At 62.2% G+C, this 18,376-nt stretch carries 14 protein-coding genes; all 14 read left to right on the top strand.

Going from position 1 to position 18,376, the window contains the following annotated elements:
• The first annotated feature begins 16 nt into the window (after positions 1-16).
• The 14 genes from JFT85_RS15115 (at position 17) to JFT85_RS15050 (ending at position 18,374) form a co-directional block, all read left to right on the top strand.
• Complete coding sequence (locus tag JFT85_RS15115) at positions 17-1,531, top strand: TolC family protein (protein WP_069553224.1); 1,515 nt, start codon at positions 17-19, stop codon at positions 1,529-1,531.
• Positions 1,532-1,621: 90 nt separating this feature from the next.
• A complete protein-coding gene (locus JFT85_RS15110; protein ID WP_069553223.1) occupies positions 1,622-1,867 on the top strand; it encodes a DUF2789 domain-containing protein in 246 nt (81 codons plus the stop codon).
• 290 nt (positions 1,868-2,157) lie between these two features.
• Positions 2,158-2,577 (top strand): MarR family winged helix-turn-helix transcriptional regulator, encoded by a 420-nt coding sequence (locus JFT85_RS15105; RefSeq protein ID WP_053253740.1) that lies wholly within the window; start codon positions 2,158-2,160, stop codon positions 2,575-2,577.
• A complete protein-coding gene (locus JFT85_RS15100; RefSeq protein WP_053253741.1) occupies positions 2,574-4,652 on the top strand; it encodes an FUSC family protein in 2,079 nt (692 codons plus the stop codon). Before JFT85_RS15105 ends, JFT85_RS15100 begins: the two co-directional genes overlap by 4 nt.
• Complete coding sequence (locus JFT85_RS15095; protein WP_016969155.1) at positions 4,649-4,858, top strand: DUF1656 domain-containing protein; 210 nt, start codon at positions 4,649-4,651, stop codon at positions 4,856-4,858. Before JFT85_RS15100 ends, JFT85_RS15095 begins: the two co-directional genes overlap by 4 nt.
• Complete coding sequence (locus JFT85_RS15090; RefSeq protein ID WP_053253742.1) at positions 4,855-5,763, top strand: efflux RND transporter periplasmic adaptor subunit; 909 nt, start codon at positions 4,855-4,857, stop codon at positions 5,761-5,763. The genes JFT85_RS15095 and JFT85_RS15090 overlap by 4 nt, the downstream gene beginning before the upstream one ends.
• Positions 5,760-7,208, top strand: a complete 1,449-nt coding sequence (locus tag JFT85_RS15085; RefSeq protein WP_053253743.1) for an efflux transporter outer membrane subunit — start codon at positions 5,760-5,762, stop codon at positions 7,206-7,208. Before JFT85_RS15090 ends, JFT85_RS15085 begins: the two co-directional genes overlap by 4 nt.
• Before the next feature lie 96 nt (positions 7,209-7,304).
• On the top strand, positions 7,305-7,937 hold the full coding sequence (locus tag JFT85_RS15080) for a hypothetical protein (RefSeq protein ID WP_053253744.1): 633 nt from the start codon (positions 7,305-7,307) through the stop codon (positions 7,935-7,937).
• Between the two features lie 147 nt (positions 7,938-8,084).
• On the top strand, positions 8,085-9,581 hold the full coding sequence (locus JFT85_RS15075) for a YdgA family protein (RefSeq protein ID WP_053253745.1): 1,497 nt from the start codon (positions 8,085-8,087) through the stop codon (positions 9,579-9,581).
• Between the two features lie 300 nt (positions 9,582-9,881).
• On the top strand, positions 9,882-12,362 hold the full coding sequence (gene pgaA / locus JFT85_RS15070; RefSeq protein WP_201230074.1) for a poly-beta-1,6 N-acetyl-D-glucosamine export porin PgaA: 2,481 nt from the start codon (positions 9,882-9,884) through the stop codon (positions 12,360-12,362).
• Between the two features lie 12 nt (positions 12,363-12,374).
• Positions 12,375-14,372, top strand: coding sequence for a poly-beta-1,6-N-acetyl-D-glucosamine N-deacetylase PgaB (pgaB, locus tag JFT85_RS15065; protein ID WP_201230072.1), 1,998 nt, complete (start codon positions 12,375-12,377; stop codon positions 14,370-14,372).
• Between the two features lie 2 nt (positions 14,373-14,374).
• Positions 14,375-15,715, top strand: a complete 1,341-nt coding sequence (gene pgaC, locus JFT85_RS15060) for a poly-beta-1,6-N-acetyl-D-glucosamine synthase (protein ID WP_017136591.1) — start codon at positions 14,375-14,377, stop codon at positions 15,713-15,715.
• Positions 15,716-15,717: 2 nt separating this feature from the next.
• Positions 15,718-16,200: a poly-beta-1,6-N-acetyl-D-glucosamine biosynthesis protein PgaD gene (gene pgaD, locus JFT85_RS15055; RefSeq protein ID WP_201230071.1), complete on the top strand. Its 483-nt coding sequence runs from the start codon at positions 15,718-15,720 to the stop codon at positions 16,198-16,200.
• A gap of 449 nt (positions 16,201-16,649) precedes the next feature.
• Positions 16,650-18,374, top strand: coding sequence for a ShlB/FhaC/HecB family hemolysin secretion/activation protein (locus JFT85_RS15050; RefSeq protein ID WP_069553215.1), 1,725 nt, complete (start codon positions 16,650-16,652; stop codon positions 18,372-18,374).
• Positions 18,375-18,376: the final 2 nt, after the last annotated feature.

Genomic DNA, 18,376 nt, shown 5'->3' with positions numbered 1-18,376 from the left:
CAGGGGCAGTCCAAGGATGAAAACACGTCATAAGTTGTTCGGCGCCAGCTTGCTGGCGCTGGCGATCAGCGGTTGTGCGGTCACCAGTGAGCCGATTGAACGCAGTGTCAGTGAGCAGCGAGCCCGCAGCGATCTGCAAGGCATGTACAAGGACCAGGAGCCGTTGAGCGGCCCGCTGACGCTGCACCAGGCCATGGCCCGTGCCGTCAAATACAACCTCGAAGGCCGTTTGAAAGTGATGGAAGAGGCCCTGGCCAAACGCCAGTCGGACCTCTCGAGTTTTGACATGCTGCCGCGCATGGCACTCTCGGCGGGTTACGCCGGGCGCAACAACACCAATGCCTCCAGCAGCCAGAGCGTGCGCACCGGCACCCAATCCCTGGAACCGTCGACTTCCCAGGATCGCGACCGCCGCGTGGCCGACCTGACCATGGTGTGGAACGTGCTCGACTTCGGCGTCAGCTACATCAGCGCCAAGCAGCAAGGCGACCAGCGTCTGATCATCCAGGAACGTCGGCGCAAGGTGATCAACACCATTGTTCAGGACGTGCGCTCGGCCTATTGGCGAGCGGTGGCGGCCGAACGTTTACTGACCCAGATCGATAGCCTGATGGCGCGTGTCGACCAGGCCCAGACCAACAGCCAGAGCATGAGCGAGCAGCGCATCGGCGACCCGGTGCAAGCCCTCGGTTACCAGCGCGCGCTGATCGAAGCCACACGCCAATTGCAGGAACAGCGCCGCGCGTTGTCCCTGGCCAAGACTGAGCTCGCAACCCTGATCAACCTGCCCATGGGCACCGACCTCAAGCTGGCCACGCCGGACAACTACAGCGTGCCCGAGCTCAAGGTCAACCTGGCCAGCCTGGAACAGGAAGCCCTGGCCAACCGCCCGGAATTACGCGAGCAGGACTACCAGACCCGCATCAGCGCCGCCGAGACCCGCAAAGCCATGCTGCGCCTGTTGCCGGGCCTGGAGTTCTCGGCCGGCGGGCACTACGACAGCAACTCGTTCCTGACCGACAACCGTTGGGCCGACTACGGCGCCAAGATCACCTGGAACCTGTTTAATGTGATTTCCGCACCCGCTGCCATCGACGTTGCCAAGGCCGGTGAGGAAGTCGCCACCGCGCGCCGCCAGGCGATGTCCATCGCCGTGCTGGCACAAATCTACGTGGCCAACGCCAACTACCAGGACGCCGTGCGGCAGTTCAGGACCAACGACCAATTGGCCAACATCGACGGGCAGATCCTCACCCAGTTGCGCAACCGTCACGAAGCCGCTGGTCTCGGCGAACTTGACCTGATCCAGGGCGAACTCAATACGCTGCAAGCCGACCTGCGCCGCGACCTGGCCTACGCCGACCTGCGCAACGCCTACGGCCAGATCTTCGCCAGCGCGGGTCTCGACCCGCTGCCCGAGCAGTTGGATTCCGACCGCGTGCAAGCCATCGCCACGGCGTTGGCGAGCCGCGAATCGGCATGGGCGGCCGGCAACATCAGCACGCCTGCACCGCGCGCGGTCGCCAAATAACCTGGCAGCACTGACGACGGGCCTCACTCGTCGTCAGTCTGGCGGGCGCGTGGACTAGACTGTTGGGAAACGTCTTCCCAGGAGTTCGCCATGCAATCGCCTGTGCACAACCTGCCGTCACTGTTCAAACAGCTTGGGCTGCCGGACGACCCGGTCAGCATTGAGCAGTTTGTGGCCGTGCATTCGCCGCTCAAGCCGGAGTTGCATCTGGCGGATGCGTTCTTTTGGACGGACAGCCAGAAGGCGTTTTTACGCGAGGAAATTCTGGACGACGCGGATTGGGCAGAGGTGGTGGATGAGTTGAATGTGTTGCTGCGTAAGGGGCGCGGGCTATAAAAACCGTGCCCGCGATAGCGCAGTGACAGTCGACATCTGCATCGACTGAACCGCCGTCATCACGGGCCAGCCCGCTCCCACGGGGACTCGTCGGTGTGGCAGACCTCGCAATCCTGGTGCTGAAAAACCCACGCTCGCGCTCAAACCCGCTTTACATATCTTCACTTCCGGCCACCCATCCGCAAATTTGTTTCAAAACTTGACTGCTCTGGTTCCATCCACCATATTGATAGTTAGCAAACTAACTGTATGCGAACAATCCAGTGCCTCAAACCCTCGAACAACTCCAGATGAACCTCAGCAGCAGCATGGTGGTGGGCGCCCGTAACTGGCGCAAAATCTGCCAGACCACGCTGGTGAGCTACGGTATTTCCGAAGCCTGCGCGGTGCCGCTCTTGATGATCGGCCGCTTGGGCGACGGTGTGCACCAGGTCAAAGTCGCCCAGGCGTCCGGGATGGAAAGCCCGTCGCTGGTACGCCTGCTCGACCAACTCTGCAGTGGCGGTTACGTGTGCCGTACCGAAGACGTGCACGACCGCCGCGCCAAGGCCTTGAGCCTTACCGAGCGCGGCCGTGAGCTGGTGCAGGCGGTGGAAGTGCAACTGGTGCGTTTGCGTAAGGACGTGTTGGCAGATATCGCCCACAGCGACCTTGAAGCTGCGCTGCGCGTACTGCGCGCGTTTGAAGCGGCTGAGGTTGCAACGCCTTGAACGGATTTTTTACCGGCTTCCCGCCGGCCCGCGACTGGTTCTATGGTGTGCGTACGTTTGCGGCGTCGATGATCGCCCTGTACATCGCCATGCTTATGCAGATGCCGCGTCCGTATTGGGCGATGGCCACCGTGTATATCGTCTCCAGCCCGTTTGTCGGCCCTACCAGCTCCAAGGCGTTGTATCGCGCGATCGGCACCTTTATGGGCGCCGCAGCGGCGGTGATTTTTGTGCCGATGTTTGTGCAGTCGCCGTATGTGCTGGTGGTGGTGATTGCGTTGTGGACGGGCATTTTGCTGTTCCTGTCCATGCACCTGCGCACCGCGAACAACTACGCGTTGATGTTGGCCGGCTACACCTTGCCGCTGATCGCCTTGCCGGTGGTGGATAACCCGCTGGCGGTGTGGGATGTGGCCGAGGCGCGTACCGAAGAGATTTTCCTCGGCATCGCGGTGGCCGCCGTAGTCGGCGCAATGTTCTGGCCGCGGCGCCTGATGCCGGTGTTCGACGGCTCGGTGGCCAAGTGGTTTGCCGATGCCCAGGTCTACAGCCAGCGTTTTCTGACCCGTAACGTTGCGCCCGAAGAAATCAGCACCTTGCGCGGCGGCATGGTCGCCACCTTCAACACCCTGGAATTGATGATCGGCCAGTTGCCCCACGAGGGCGCACGGCCGCAGACGGTGCGCAACACCAAGGAACTGCGCGGGCGCATGATTCACCTGCTGCCGGTGATCGATGCCCTGGACGATGCGATCTACGCCATTGAACACCGCGCCCCGGAGTTTCTCGACCGGTTCACGCCGTTGCTGCAAGAAGCCAACGCCTGGCTGGAGAGCACCACCGAGCAAGCGCCCCTGGAGCGCTGGCGCGTGCTGCGCGACAAGATCGACGCCGCCCAACCCCGCGGCGAAGCACTGGACGACCGCCACACGCTGCTGTACTCCAACGCCCTTTATCGCCTCGGCGAATGGGTCGATCTGTGGCAAGACTGCCGCAGCCTGCAAGCCGCCATCCAGTGCGAAAGCCAGGACACCTGGCGCGCCGTCTACCGCCATTGGCGCCTGGGCCGGCTGACGCCGTTCCTCGACCGTGGGCTGATGTTCTATTCCGCGTTTTCCACGGTCACCGCGATCATCGTCGCCTCGGTGCTGTGGATCTTGCTGGGCTGGACCGATGGCGGCAGCGCAGTGATTCTGGCCGCCGTGGCGTGCAGCTTTTTCGCCTCGATGGACGACCCGGCACCGCAGATCTACCGGTTCTTTTTCTGGACTGCGATGTCGGTGCTGTTCGCCAGCTTGTACCTGTTTCTGGTGCTGCCCAACCTGCACGATTTCCCGATGCTGGTGCTGGCGTTTGCGGTGCCGTTCATCTGCATCGGCACGCTCACGGTGCAGCCGCGTTTCTACCTCGGCATGCTGCTGACGCTGGTCAACACCTCGTCGTTCATCAGCATCCAGGGCGCCTACGACGCGGACTTCCTGAACTTCGCCAACGTCAACCTGGCCGGGCCGGTGGGCCTGTTGTTTGCCTTTGTGTGGACGCTGGTCGCACGGCCGTTCGGCGCCGAACTGGCAGCCAAGCGCCTGACCCGTTTCAGCTGGCGCGACATTGTCAGCCTGACCGAGCCCGCAACCCTGGCCGAACACCGCCACATGGCTGTGCAAATGCTTGACCGCCTGATGCAGCACCTGCCGCGCCTGGCCCTCATCGGCCAGGACACCGGCAGTGCCCTGCGCGATTTGCGTGTGGCGCTGAACCTGCTCGACCTGCTGGCCTATTCGCCACGCATCTATGGCGTGCCACGGGTATTGCTCAACCAGGTGGTCGAAGGCGTGGGCGGTTACTTCAAGGCCTGCCTCAAGGCGGGTGAACGCTTGCCCGCGCCCGGTGGTCTGCTGATGACCCTCGACCGCACACGCCGCGCCCTCAATGGCCAGGGCCTGCAAAACGAAGAAGACACCCGCCTGCATCTGTTGCACGCATTGGCGGGTCTGCGCCTGTCGTTGCTGCCTGGCGTGGAATTTATTGACGGCACCGAGCGGGAAGCGCCGTTACCTGATGGAGCGCCTTTATGATCGGTGATCTGGATATCAGCGGGGTATTCCTGCCCACGCTGCTGGTGCTGATGGGCATTACCTATGTGTTGTTTCTGGTGGTGCACGGGCTGTTGACGCGCATTCACTTCTATCGCCTGGTCTGGCACCGGGCATTGTTCAATGTGGGGCTCTACGCGTTGTTGCTGGGCGCGGTGGACTCACTCAGTCGATACCTGATGACATGAAAAAACCTTTTTTGACCATCGGCCGTGTCGTTCTCACGCTGTTGATCGTGACGTTTGCGGTCGTCGTTGTGTGGCGCATGGTCATGTACTACATGTTTGCGCCCTGGACCCGTGACGGGCATATCCGTGCCGACATCGTGCAGATCGCCCCGGACGTGTCCGGGTTGATCCAGCAAGTGGACGTGCGCGACAACCAATTGGTAGCCAAGGGTCAGGTGCTGTTTGCCGTTGACCAGGACCGCTTCAAGCTGGCCCTGCGCCAAGCCCAGGCCGCCGTGGCTGACCGCCAGGAAACCTTGGCCCAGGCCCAGCGCGAATACAAACGTAACCGTGGCCTCGGCAATTTGGTGCCGAGTGAGCAACTGGAGGAAAGCCAGTCCCGCGTGGCTCGCGCCCAATCGGCCCTGGCCGAGGCGCAAGTGACTGTGGACGCGGCCCAACTCAACCTCGACCGCTCGGTGATCCGCAGCCCCGTCGATGGCTACGTCAACGACCGTGCGCCGCGTGCGCAGGAGTTCGTCACGGCCGGGCGCCCGGTGCTCTCGGTGGTGGACAGCAACTCCTTCCACATCGACGGCTATTTCGAAGAGACCAAGCTGGACGGCATTCACGTCGGCATGCCGGTGGATATCCGCGTGATCGGCGACAACACCCGCCTGCACGGCCATGTGCAGAGCATCGTCGCCGGTATTGAAGACCGTGACCGCACCAGCGGCTCTAACCTGCTGCCCAACGTCAACCCGGCGTTCAGTTGGGTGCGCCTGGCCCAGCGGATTCCGGTGCGAATCGCCTTTGATGATGTGCCGGCTGACTTTCGCATGATCGCCGGGCGCACGGCCACGGTGTCGATCATCGATGACCGGGGCGCTGCCAAAGACCGCGCGCAGCAGGGAGAACAGCCATGAAACCGGCGGCGTTGCTGGCCACGGCCGGCTTGGGTGTGCTGCTGTCGGCGTGCCAGGTGGTAGGCCCGGACTACAAATTGCCGCAAACCTCGGCGATCAACCGGGGCGACCTGCAAGGGCAGATTGCGGGCGAAGGCAGCAACGTCGTGTCGGCGCCGGTGCCGGCGCACTGGTGGAAACTCTACAAAGACCCGCGCCTGGATGAGCTGGTGCGCCAGGCCATGGCCTCCAACACCGACCTGCGTGTGGCTGCGGCCAACCTGCAACGCGCCCGCTACCAGACGCAACAGGCTGAATCCGCCGGGGGTTGGAACGCCGGGGTCAAGGCCGAAGCCCAGCGCCTGCAGGAATCCGGTGAGGCCTTTTTGCTGACGGAAAAAGTCCCGGTAGGGAATATCGGCAGCGTCGGGATCAGCACCTCGTATCAGTTCGATCTGTTCGGCACCTTGCAACGCGGCATTGAAAGCGCCCAGGCCAGCGCCGACGCGGCGCAGGCGGCTGCCGATGTCGCGCGAATCACCCTGGTGGCGGACGTGGTGCGTTCCTATACCCAAGTGTGCGCCGCCAACGAAGAGCTGGCGATTGCCAACCAATCCCTCGACCTGCAAGGCCAGAGTACTAAGCTGACCCAGCGCCTGCGCGACGCCGGGCGCGGTGATGAAACCCAGGTGACCCGCTCGCAGACCCAATACAAATCCTTGCGTGCCGACATGCCGCGCTATGAAGCGTCGCGCCAGGCGGGCCTGTTCCGTTTGTCGATGCTGCTCGCCAAGCCGGTGGACCAGTTGCCAGCGGGCACCAACACCTGCGCCGAGCTGCCGCACATCGCCCAACTGCTGCCGGTGGGCGACGGCGCCGCGTTGCTCAAACGCCGCCCGGACGTCCGCCAGGCTGAACGCCAACTGGCCGCCGCCACTGCGCGTATCGGCGTGGCCACCGGCGCGTTGTACCCGGACATCAGCATTGGGGCCACGGTAGGCACCGTCGGTCTTCTCGATGACTTGGGCACGCCGGCCACTAACCGATGGGGCTTTGGCCCGCTGATCAGTTGGTCTGTGCCGACCAACGGTGCGCGTGCGCGAATCCACGAAGCTGAAGCCGCGACCCAGGGCGCCCTGGCACACTTCGACGGCGTGGTGCTCAACGCCATTCGCGAAACCCAGACCGGCCTTGCGCAATACACCGCACAGTTGCAACGCCGTGATGCGCTGGCCGATGCCGGCGAGTCCGCCAGAGAAGCATCGGAGCAGACGCACCGCTTCTTCCAGGCCGGCCGTGCGTCGTTCCTGGCCGACCTGCAAGCCACCCGCACCTACACGGATGTGCGCGCGCAACTGGCCGCGGCGAACACCCAGGTTGCCATGAGCCAGATCGATCTGTTCCTGGCGTTGGGCGGTGGTTGGGAAAGCGGACGAACGCAAGCGTCACAATCCGGCAAACCCTGAGCTAAAAGCTATGCTTTGACTGGTGAGTCGCCATGCTCTTCGCCTGAGGGCCGACTTACCTGTCACTGCTCGCGTTTGCTCATGGGGATTCCAATAATGAAAAACCCTTATGCTCCCGCTTTCTGGTGCGTGTTCTTCGCACTGGTGTTGCTATCGGCCGCTTATTTTTACGGCGTCATGCTCGCCCACCAAATCGACAAGGCCATGGTCTTTCTCGACAGCGCCTGCCTGGTGATCGGCACGTTGTCCATTGGTGTGGTGGCGTGGGCGTCATATCAAAACCAACGGGTGAAGAAGAAGTTGCTTGAGCAAGGCAAGACACGCGTAGCGATCTGGGACACCAAGGTCGCGTTACGCCGCGTTGAAACCGTGTTCGATCGCTATTTCTGGGGCAGCTACTGGCAGCCCGGCCGCACCTTCCAGGAGGTGATGGGCGAACTCACCGGCACCCCTCTGGAAAAAAGCCTCGAAGCCCTGAAAAAACAATGCGTGCTGCTCGACCAGCAGGTCGCTGATGGCAGGCATTGGCTGAATAACGCACGGGAATTGTCCGATGTGGCCAACGCCATGGCCCGCGAACGTTACCAATTGGATTTCTGTGACCCCAAGGCCGACACCCCCGGCAATGCCGTCATACACCGCGAGTTTGAGGTGTTGGTGTACACCTGGACGGCCCGTTTGAAGCGTTTCGATCACCAACTTGATGAGGTCGAATTGGAGTACTCGTGAACCATCTGCTGACCTGACCCCTCTGAAAAGCTGAGCCGTTCGCGGCTGCCAGTGCTAATCTTCCCCCCGTTTCGGCGGGCTTGAGCCAACCCCCTCGGGGTTCAAGGAAGACAGCCCACTTCTCACAGGATTTGATCAGGTCACTTCATGAATAAGCCAGCAGTTGTTCTTTTGGGTTTTGTTGTCGCCGTCGGCGTCGTCAGTGCAGGCGGCGCCTGGTACACCGGTAAGCAGCTGGAGCCGGTGCTGCAAACCGCGATCCAGAACGCCAACAAGGAACTGCAGACCTCCATGGCCGGCGTCGACGGCACCGTGAACCTGGAGCTGGTCTCCCTGGACCGTGGCCTGTTCAGCAGCACCGCCCATTACCGCCTCAAGGGCCAAGGCAGCGTCTTCGGCGAAGAAAACCCCAACCCTGAGCTGCTGTTTGTCGACCATATCGAACACGGCCCGCTGCCGTTTTCCCGCCTGGTGTCGCTGAAATGGCTGCCGGTCATGGCCACCAGTCACTACGCGCTGGAAAAAAACGCCACCACCGAAAAGTGGTTCGCCGCCAGCAAGGACGTGTCGCCGCTTAAAGGCGTGGCCAATATCGGCTACAACCGTTCGGTCAACGGCAACGTCGAGTTGCTGCCTCTGGAGTTCAAGGACGACAAGTCCTCGGTGAGTTTCTCCGGCGCCAACCTGGACTTCGACAGCACCGCCGAAGGCCAGAAGGTCAAGGCCGACGGCTACATGAACAGCCTCAAGGTCGCAGCGATCGATGCCAACGGTGCGCCGTTTGAAGCCGAGCTGTCTGGCCTGACCGTGGCCAGCAACCTGGCAAAATCCACCTTCGGTTTCTACACCGGGCAAAACACCGTTGAGCTGACCGACACCAAGGTCACCTTCGGCCCGCAGAAAGCGGTGCTGACCCTCAAGGGCTTCGAGCAGAAAGACACCAGCGAGACCAAGGACAACAACCTGGCCGGCCGTGTCGACTACAAAATCGACGAGATCGGTTACCAGGGTAAGCCTGTCGGCTCGGCGGCCATGGCCTTGAGCATGAAGAACGTCGACATTCCGGCGATGCTGGTGCTGACCAAGCTTTACCAGGACAAGATGCAACCGGTGCAAGCCGCTGCGGCGGCCGGCCAGCCCGTGCCTGAGCTGCAGCTGAGCGAAGCCGAGCAGACCCTGGCAGAGGCGAACGTCAACCAGGTGCTGGCCGCCAAGCCGCAACTGGCGGTGGAAAACCTGTCGCTGAAAACCACCCACGGCGAAAGCAAATTCAACCTGGTGCTGGACCTGACCAAGCCTGCGTCGATGGAACTGCCGCCGGTTGAGCTGGGCAAACAAGTCATCGCCCTGCTGGATGCCAACCTGACCCTGTCCAAGCCAATGATTGGCGATGTAGCCGCCCTGCAAGCCGAAGTGGGCGGTGTGACCGACCCTAAAGCCATCGAGCAGCAATCGCAGATGGCTGCCGAGATGGTCAGCGGCATGGCGGTCGGTACGCAACTGGCGACCCTGGTGGGCACCGACGTGGTCTCCAAACTGCACTACGCCAACAATGAAGTGATGTTCAACGGCCAGAAGATGACCGTTGAGCAGTTCATTGGTTTTGTCATGGCCAAAATGGGTGCGGTCAGCGGCGCCCAGTAAGATTTCTTACATCAGTAAGAAATAAATAATGTGGGAGCCGAAGGGCTCGCGACAGGGGTCAAACGACCGGCGTTAAGGCCGGTTGATACCTCATCGTCGCGGGCAAGTCCGCTCCCACATTCATATTTCCGGCAGGCCCTGCAATTCTGAACAATTGTTATCAATTGGCCTTCTGCCTACTTTACTGAGGGATAGTTCCTACAGGAAAGCTAGGCCGGGTCACTAGACGCCGGCACCCTGATGCGTTTCGCTCAGGACCACCTATCGTTACAGCTTTCCTTGTGTAAGGAAGCTCTCGATATGCTGCGAAACCTACCCATCAGTGCTTCAGGCCGGTTGCGACTGCTCATCGGGGCCGCCTTGTGCAGCCAACTGCTGATGCCCAGCCTCGCGTTGGCCGACCCGGCCTACGATGCCCTGATCATCCAGGCGCGTAACGGCAATTTCACGCCCGCCCTTGCCCAATTGCGCCAACTGCCCGCCGAGCGCCAGACCCCCGGCCAGATCAGCGACCACCTGGTGATTGCCGGCTGGGCCGGTCAAGACGCCGAAGTGCTCAAGGTGTACGAGGCTCAGGGCAAAAACCGTAACCTCACCACCCAAGCCCTGGCCACGGTCGCGCGCACGTATCGCAATCAAAAGCAGTGGCCGCAAGCTTTGGCGGTCTATCAGCAGGCACTGTTGCGCGAACCGAAAAATATCGACCTGCAACTGGGCCAGGCCCTGACCCAGGCCGACGGCGGTCAAACGGCCGAGGCGGTGCAACGCTTGCGCGCGTTGGTGGCGGCGCAACCCGATGACCCCAACCGCCGCATGGCCCTGGGCTATGCACTGACCCGCGCGGGCTTGAACTACGACGCGCTGTTCGAGTTCGACCACGCCTTCACCCGCGCCGGTGACAAGCCCGAAGTGGTCCGCGAATACATCATCGCCCTGCAAAAGGCTCGCTTGCCGGAGCCCGCGCTGCGCCTGTCGGCCAAACATCCGGGCGTGCTCGACGCGGTCACCCAGCGCCGTCTGGAAGGCGACCTCGCCGCCGAGCGTGTGCGCATGGCCGAGTTCGCCACGCGTACCGAAAAAGAACGCTACGTGGTCGCCGACCGCGCCCTCAACGATTACGACAAACTGCTCGCGCGCTGGACCCCGGACGCCAGCGCCCATGACGACGTGGTGCGCTGGCGCATCGATCGCTTGGGCGCGCTCAAGGCGCGGGCACGCACCGCTGATGTGATTCGCGAGTACCAAACCCTCAACGGCGAAGGCGTGCAATTGCCGACCTATGCCGTGCGCTGGGTCGCCGCGTCTTACCTCGACCAGCGCCAGCCGGAAAAAGCCGAGCCGTTGTATCGCCAGGCGCTGACTGCGCCGGATGCCGACGCTGGCGATCACGTCGAAGACAGCACCGCGTTGTTCTATGCCCTGCTCGAAAGCGACAAAGTGATGGAAGCGCGCGACGTCGCCAATAGCCTGGCCACCACCCAGAAACCGCGCGTCGAACTCAAGGGCTTGCCCATTGGCAACCCCAACGACAGTTGGATGGACGCGCAACAACTGGCGGCCCAGGCCGGCACCTACGGCGGTGACCTGCCGGGCAGTGAGACCGGCCTTGAGGCACTGGTGCAAAAAGCCCCGGGCAATGTCGGCTTGCGCCTGGCCCAGGCGGATATGTACCGCGCCCGTGATTGGCCGCGCCGCGCCGAAGGCGCCCTCAAGGAAACCGAAACCCAAGTCCCGCGTGATATCGGCCTGGAAGTGTCCCAGGCCTACACCGCCATGGACCTTCAGGAATGGCGCCAAATGGACGCGCTGACCGATGACGTGCTGGCCCGCAACCCGGACAGCCGCCAGGTGCAGCGCCTCAGCCGTCTGCGCGATGTGCACGACATGGCTGAACTGCGCGTTGAGGCCTACACCGGTAAAAGCTACGGCGGGGGCAATAACGGCGACGTCGGCGCGGTCGCCGGTAGCCGTGATTGGGGCATCGAAAGCGTGCTCTACAGCCCGCCCATCGACGAAGACTGGCGGGTCTTCGCCGGAGCTGGCTATGCCACCGCCGACTTTACCGAAGGCACCGGCCAGCACCGTTGGCAGCGCGTCGGCGTGGAGCGGCGCACCCGCGACATGACCCTTGAAGCCGAAGTCTCCAACCACTCCTACGGCTATGGCGCCAAACAAGGCGCCAGCGTGTCGATTGCCCGCGATATCAACGACAACTGGCAGTACGGCGGCAGCCTCGGCTACCTGCTGACCAGCACGCCGCTGCGGGCCTTGAATGCCGATGTCACGGCCAACGGCGGCAGCGGGTTTATCCGCTGGCGTGCGAATGAAAGCCGCGAATGGAAACTGTCCCTCAGCCCGTCCCGTTTCAGCGACGGCAACAACCGGCTCGAAGCGTTGCTCACCGGGCGCGAGGGCATCTACAGCTCGCCGCACGTGCAAGTCGACTTGGGCCTGGAGGTCGGCGCCAGCCGCAACTCGAAGGAAGACGTGGTGTATTTCAACCCCAAATCGGACTTCAGCGTGTTGCCCACCGTCACGGTCAACCATGTGCTCTATCACCGCTACGAGACCCAGTGGAGTCAGCAGTTCCAGGTCGGTGCAGGCACGTATAGCCAGCGGGATTACTCCACCGGTGGCGTTGGTTTGATCGGCTACGGCCAACGCGTTCGCTGGAACGACGTACTCGAAGCCGGCGCCAACCTGAGCCTGATCAGCCGACCTTACGACGGCGTTCGCGAACGCGATCTGCGCCTGCTCGTCGACCTCATTTACCGTTTCTAAAAGAGCCTGACCATGACTGTCCTCAGCCGTTGCTTGTTGGTCCTGGGTGTATTGCTGGCAGGTGCCTGCGCCCAGCAACCCGCGCCCTATACTCCCCCCGCCGAGCGGCCGATACCGGCACGCGAAGCGCCGTGGCCGAAAAACCATTTCCTGGGCATCGCCTACCACGACGTCGAAGACCGCGACCCCGATCAGGCCGTGGTGGCGGTGCGCACCGAGCGTTTGATCGACCAGTTGGCCTGGCTGCGCGAAAACGGTTACCAGGCGGTCAGCGTCGACCAGATCCTGGCGGCGCGCAGTGGTGGGCGTGAGCTGCCGCCCAAAGCCATCATGCTCAGCTTCGACGATGGTTACTCAAGCTTCTATACCCGTGTGATGCCGATTCTGCGTGCCTATAACTGGCCGGTCATCCTGGCGCCGGTCGGGTATTGGATCGACACGCCCTTGAACAAACCGGTGGATTTTGCCGGCACGCCGCGCGCCCGTTCCGACTTCCTGACCTGGGAGCAAGTGCGCGAAGTTTCCAAATCGAACCTGGTGGAAATCGCCGCGCACACCGACGCCAGCCACATGGGCATTCTGGCCAACCCGCAGGGCAACCTGGAGCCGGCCGCCGCGACTCGTCGATACGATGCTGCCACCGGCAAATACGAAACCGAAGCCCAGTTCCAGGCGCGGATGCGCGCCGACGTGACCGCCATTTCCAACAAACTGCGGGCCGTCACCGGCAAGGCTCCGCGCGTGTGGGTGTGGCCTTACGGCGCGGCCGATGGCACGTCGTTGGCCGTGGTGGGTGAGCAGGGCTACCAGATGGCCCTGACCCTGGACGATGGCCTCGACGACCTCGCCAACCTCAAGAGCAGCCCGCGTTTCCTGGTGGCGTCCGACCCGGATGGCGAGCACTACGCCAATGCGATTGTCGGCACCCAGGCCAAGACCTCGATGCGTGTGCTGCACGTCGACCTGGATAATGTCTACGACCCCGACCCGGCCCAGGAAGCGCGCAACCTCGACCAGTTGATCCAGCGCGTGGTCGACATGGGCGCCAGCACCGTGTTCCTGCAAGCCTTCGCCGACCCCAAGGGCGATGGCCTGGTGCACTCGTTGTACTTCCCCAACCGCCACCTGCCGGTGCGCCGCGACCTGTTCAACCGCGTGACCTGGCAGTTGCGCACCCGTGGCCACGTGAACATCTTCGCCTGGATGCCGGTGCTCAGCTTTGCCCTCGACCCGGCGTTGCCACGCGTTACCCGCTGGGATCCGCAGACCGGCCAGGTGGGCATCGACCCCGACCAGTACAAGCGCCTGTCACCGTTTGATCCCAAGGTGCGCCAGCAGATCGGCGAGATCTACGAAGACCTGGCGCGCAACACCGCCATCGATGGCGTGCTGTTCCACGACGACGCGCTCTTCTCGGACTTCGAAGACGCCAGCCCGGCCGCGCTCAAAGCTTATGCCGCCAACGGCCTGCCGAGCAGCATTGGCGCATTGCGCGCCGACCCGGCCGTGATGCAGCGCTGGACGCGTTTCAAGAGCCGCTACCTGATCGACTTCACCCAGGAACTGGCCGGTAAAGTCCGCGCCATTCGCGGGCCGCAGGTGCAGACCGCGCGCAATATCTTCGCTGAGCCGATGCTCAACCCGGGCAGCGAAAGCTGGTTCGCGCAGAACCTCGATGACTTCCTCCAGACCTACGACTGGACCGCGCCGATGGCCATGCCGCTGATGGAAGGCGAGACGCTGAAGAACTCCAATGCCTGGCTGGAAAAGCTGGTGGCCACGGTCAAGGCGCGTCCCGACGCGTTGCAGCGCACCGTGTTCGAACTGCAAGCCAAAGACTGGCGGACCAAAGAAGCGCCCGATATCAGCGGCACGCAGATGGCTGAATGGATGGGGGTGCTCAAACGCCAGGGGGTCAGGAGCTTCGGCTACTACCCGGATAACTTCCTGGAAAACTCACCGGACCTGAAGACAGTACGTCCGGCCCTTTCCAACCAATGGAACCCTTGACCATGTTCGACAGAATCCTGGCTTTATTCGTGTTGGCGTTGGTGTTGGGCGTGCCCCTAGGCCTGATTTTCCTGGTCACCGGGCAGTTCCTGATGGACTTCGTGTTTTTCTACCCGCTGTTCATGTCGGCACTGTGGATCGCCGGCGGCCTGTATTTCTGGCTGCACTGGGAGCGTCACTGGCCGTGGAAAGAAGACACGCCAGCCCCCACGCTGGCCGGCAATCCGCTGATCTCGATCATCATCCCTTGCTACAACGAGGGCGATAACGCCGCCGACACCATTCATGCGGCCCTGAACCAGCTGTACCCGAATATCGAAGTCATCGCCGTCAACGACGGTTCCAAGGACAACACCGCAGCGGTGCTCGACGCCCTGGCCTTGCAACACCCACGCCTGCGGGTGCTGCACCTGGCGCAGAACCAGGGCAAGGCGGTGGCCCTGCGCATGGGCGCCGTGGCCGCGCGCAGTGAGTACCTGGTGTGCATCGACGGCGATGCCTTGCTCGATAAAAACGCGGCGGCGTATATGGTCGCGCCGATGCTCGACAACCCGCGCCTGGGCGCCGTGACCGGCAACCCACGCATCCGCACGCGCTCGACCTTGATCGGCCGCGTGCAGGTGGGCGAGTTCTCCTCGATCATCGGCTTGATCAAGCGCACCCAGCGCGTGTTCGGCCGGATCTTCACGGTGTCGGGTGTGGTGGTGGCGTTTCGCAAGAAAGCCCTGGACCGCATCGACTACTGGAGCACCGACATGATCACCGAGGACATCGATGTCAGTTGGAAGCTGCAACTCGACCACTGGGCGATCTTTTACGAGCCCCGCGCCCTGTGCTGGATCCTGATGCCCGAAACCGTCGGCGGCCTGTGGAAACAACGCCTGCGCTGGGCCCAGGGCGGCGCCGAGGTGCTGTTCAAGAACATCCGTGGCATCTGGCAATGGCGCCATCGCTACCTGTGGCCGCTGCTGTTCGAATACTGCCTGTCCACCGGTTGGGCCTTCACCTTCCTGCTCTCGGTGATTTTCTGGGGCGTGGGCAAGTTCGTGGTACTGCCACAGGCGATCGCCGTCGACTCCCTGGTGCCACCGGCCTTTACCGGCCTGGTGCTGGCAATGGTCTGCCTGCTGCAGTTTGCGGTGAGCATCCTGATCGACCGGCGTTACGAAAAAGACCTGTGGAAAACGCTGTTCTGGACCGTGTGGTACCCGATGGTGTTCTGGCTGGTCAGCTTGCTCACCACCCTGGTCAGCTTTCCCAAGGTGCTGTTTAACCAGCATCAGAAGCGTGCACGTTGGGTCAGCCCGGACCGCGGTATCAAACCCAGTGAAGAGGAGGCGTGATCATGAAACTGGTCAGAACTCGCCAGAACACCCTGATGTGGATCATCGATGTGCTGCTCACGCTGTTGGCGTGGGGCGGGCTGGTTTGGCTGTTGGCGCGCGGGATGACCGCGATGTTGGAAACCCATGGCGGCCCACGCATTGAGGCGCCGATTTTTGCCGCGCTCAACACCTTGCAAATCTACCTGTGGATCGCCTTGTTCAATGCGCTGATCCTGATCAGCTGGGCGCGCTATCAACAACGTCGCGGGCGCAAGTTCGCCCAGCGCCGCGCCGAGGCCAATGCCCTCAGCGACCAGCGCCTGAGCGAGAGTTTCAAGCTCGGCGACGGCCACCTGGAGCAGTTTCGCAAGCCGGGTGTGCTGGTGATCCACAACGACGATGACGGCGGTGTGGAAGACGTGAAGGCGCATGTTTCGCGCGACGTGGAGCGCCCGGGCCTGACCCTGGTGCCCGGCGCAGAAAAAGACAAAGACGCCGGCTAGATATTCCACAGCACCCAAGACCCCTGTGGGAGTTGGCTTGCCTGCGATAGCGGTGGGCCAACACCCAGTCAATACCTGACACACCGCCATCGCAGGCAAGCCAGTTCCCGCATTCCACCTGCGTCGCTTGGAATTCCGATAAATGGGATCCAATTCACAAAACTGCCGCGAACTTTTTTGTATTCCCCCGCACTAACCTAACTCAGTTAGTAGTTGATGGCTAAATAATGGCCTCTATTCGGTTATTTACTGGATGACTATCAAATAGAGTTGCCGCTTGTCGGAATAAACTTGTCTACGACCAGCGTCAGCGCGGTTTGATTATTCTTTTTTGTTATTAATCAATAAGTTGCGGCTTTAATAAGTACGGATGTGCAATGGCCCCGGTTTCTTGGGCTAGCGCGAGTTCGATGTTAGTTTGCCGCCCCTTGATTTTCGATGGATCGAACATGTCTCTGTTATTGCCACGGACTCGGTATTTGCTGTGCACTTTCCTGCTCACCTGCTTGAGCCTGAACACTGCCACGGCCGCTCCCACGCCAGGGGATCAAGACTTGATCCGCGACCGGCAAAACCGTCTGCTCGAAGAGCAAAGCCGGCGTCTGCAAGAACTGCAGGACTTGCCCGGCAAAGCGGCCAAGCCCCAAGCGCCGGCCACGCCTGCCGACACCCGTTGCTTCCCGATCAAAGACATCGAACTCAAAGGTGCCGACAGCCTGCCCGCCGGCGACCGCACGCTGTTGCTCAAGCCTTATGTCGGCCAGTGCCTGGGCGTCTCGCAGCTTAATGAACTGCTCAAGGTCATCACCGACTATTACATCGCCAAAGGTCGCGTCACCAGCCGCGCCTACTTGCCGCAACAAGACCTCGGCAGCGGCCACCTGCAAGTGCTGGTGGTCGAGGGCAAACTCGAAGCGTTGCGAAGCGCCGAAGGCAGCACCGTGACCGACCGCGAGCTGGCCATGGCGTTTCCCGGCAAGGTCGGCGAGGCGCTGAACCTGCGTGAAGTCGAGCAACTGGTGGACCAGCTCAACCGCCTGCCATCCAAACAGGCACAAATGGAGCTGACCCCCGGCAAACAGGTCGGCGGCAGCGACGTGGTGGTCAAGAACACCCCACAGAAGCCCTGGCGCGCCAGCCTGTCGCGCAATAACGACGGGCAACGCAGCACCGGCGAACAGCAATGGGGCGCGGGCCTGGAGTGGGACAGCCCGCTGGGCCTGGCCGATCAACTGGTGCTGCGCGGTGGCCACGACGCCATCAGCGACCACCAGAAAACCTCGAAAAACACCATGCTCTACTACAACGTGCCGTGGGGCTGGTGGAACTTCACTTACACCTACAGCGAGAGTGATTACCGCGCGCTGGGTTACACCGACACCTTCAAGTTCAAGCAGTCGGGCGACAACCAGAACCACCAGTTGCGCGCAGAGCGCGTGATTCACCGCGATGACGTGAGCAAAACCTCGGTCAACGTGGGGGTGGCTCACCTGCGCACCAACAACTACGTCAACGACGCCCACCTCGACATCAGCAGTAATCGCATCAGCGAACTACAGTTTGGCATCAACCACGGCCGGCGCATCGGCAGTGCGTTCGTCAACGTCGACCTGGGTGTGCAGAACGGCATCGGCGCCTTTGACGCCCAGCGTGACGACCAGCATCGCGATCAGTTCGGCAACCTTACGCCCACCCCGGATTACCGCAAATACACCGCCACCGTCAGCTATTTGCAGCCGTTTCGTCTGTGGGGCGAGTCGTTCAGCTTCACCAGCCTGGCCACCGGGCAACGCAGTGAAGACGTGCTGTTCTCGCCGCAACGCATCAGCCTGGGCGGCTCGTCGTCGGTACGCGGTTTCAAGGATCAGCAGCTGTCCGGCGACAGCGGTGGCTACTGGCGCAACGAAGTGCGCTGGGCCCGCCCGGTCACCCTGGAATGGCTGCGCCCGGCCTTTGCGGAATACGGCACCAGCCTCGGTTACGACCAGGGCGTGATCCGCAACGACCGTTACAACGGCGACAACCACGGCCGCGTTTCGAGCAACTCCGTGGAACTGTTCGCCCGTGGCAAATACGTCAGCACCAGCGTGACGTTTGCCCATTCGTTAGAAAGACCGGGAGTGGTGACGGAGCGCGAAGCGCCGATCTACTTCCGCATGGATTTCTTCCTGTAATT

Origin of the sequence: Pseudomonas sp. TH04, assembly GCF_016651355.1 — a bacterium.
Taxonomy (GTDB): Bacteria; Pseudomonadota; Gammaproteobacteria; order Pseudomonadales; family Pseudomonadaceae; genus Aquipseudomonas; species Aquipseudomonas fluorescens.
This window is presented reverse-complemented; position numbering and strand designations above follow the sequence as displayed.

Excerpts from the sequence above, each read along its gene's own strand:
- JFT85_RS15115 (WP_069553224.1), top strand. The coding sequence starts at position 17 with ATGAAAACACGTCATAAGTTGTTCGGCGCCAGCTTGCTGGCGCTGGCG.
- JFT85_RS15110 (WP_069553223.1), top strand. The coding sequence starts at position 1,622 with ATGCAATCGCCTGTGCACAACCTGCCGTCACTGTTCAAACAGCTTGGG.
- JFT85_RS15105 (WP_053253740.1), top strand. The coding sequence starts at position 2,158 with ATGAACCTCAGCAGCAGCATGGTGGTGGGCGCCCGTAACTGGCGCAAA.
- JFT85_RS15095 (WP_016969155.1), top strand. The coding sequence starts at position 4,649 with ATGATCGGTGATCTGGATATCAGCGGGGTATTCCTGCCCACGCTGCTG.
- JFT85_RS15090 (WP_053253742.1), top strand. The coding sequence starts at position 4,855 with ATGAAAAAACCTTTTTTGACCATCGGCCGTGTCGTTCTCACGCTGTTG.
- JFT85_RS15085 (WP_053253743.1), top strand. The coding sequence starts at position 5,760 with ATGAAACCGGCGGCGTTGCTGGCCACGGCCGGCTTGGGTGTGCTGCTG.
- JFT85_RS15080 (WP_053253744.1), top strand. The coding sequence starts at position 7,305 with ATGAAAAACCCTTATGCTCCCGCTTTCTGGTGCGTGTTCTTCGCACTG.
- JFT85_RS15075 (WP_053253745.1), top strand. The coding sequence starts at position 8,085 with ATGAATAAGCCAGCAGTTGTTCTTTTGGGTTTTGTTGTCGCCGTCGGC.
- pgaA (WP_201230074.1), top strand. The coding sequence starts at position 9,882 with ATGCTGCGAAACCTACCCATCAGTGCTTCAGGCCGGTTGCGACTGCTC.
- pgaB (WP_201230072.1), top strand. The coding sequence starts at position 12,375 with ATGACTGTCCTCAGCCGTTGCTTGTTGGTCCTGGGTGTATTGCTGGCA.
- pgaC (WP_017136591.1), top strand. The coding sequence starts at position 14,375 with ATGTTCGACAGAATCCTGGCTTTATTCGTGTTGGCGTTGGTGTTGGGC.
- pgaD (WP_201230071.1), top strand. The coding sequence starts at position 15,718 with ATGAAACTGGTCAGAACTCGCCAGAACACCCTGATGTGGATCATCGAT.
- JFT85_RS15050 (WP_069553215.1), top strand. The coding sequence starts at position 16,650 with ATGTCTCTGTTATTGCCACGGACTCGGTATTTGCTGTGCACTTTCCTG.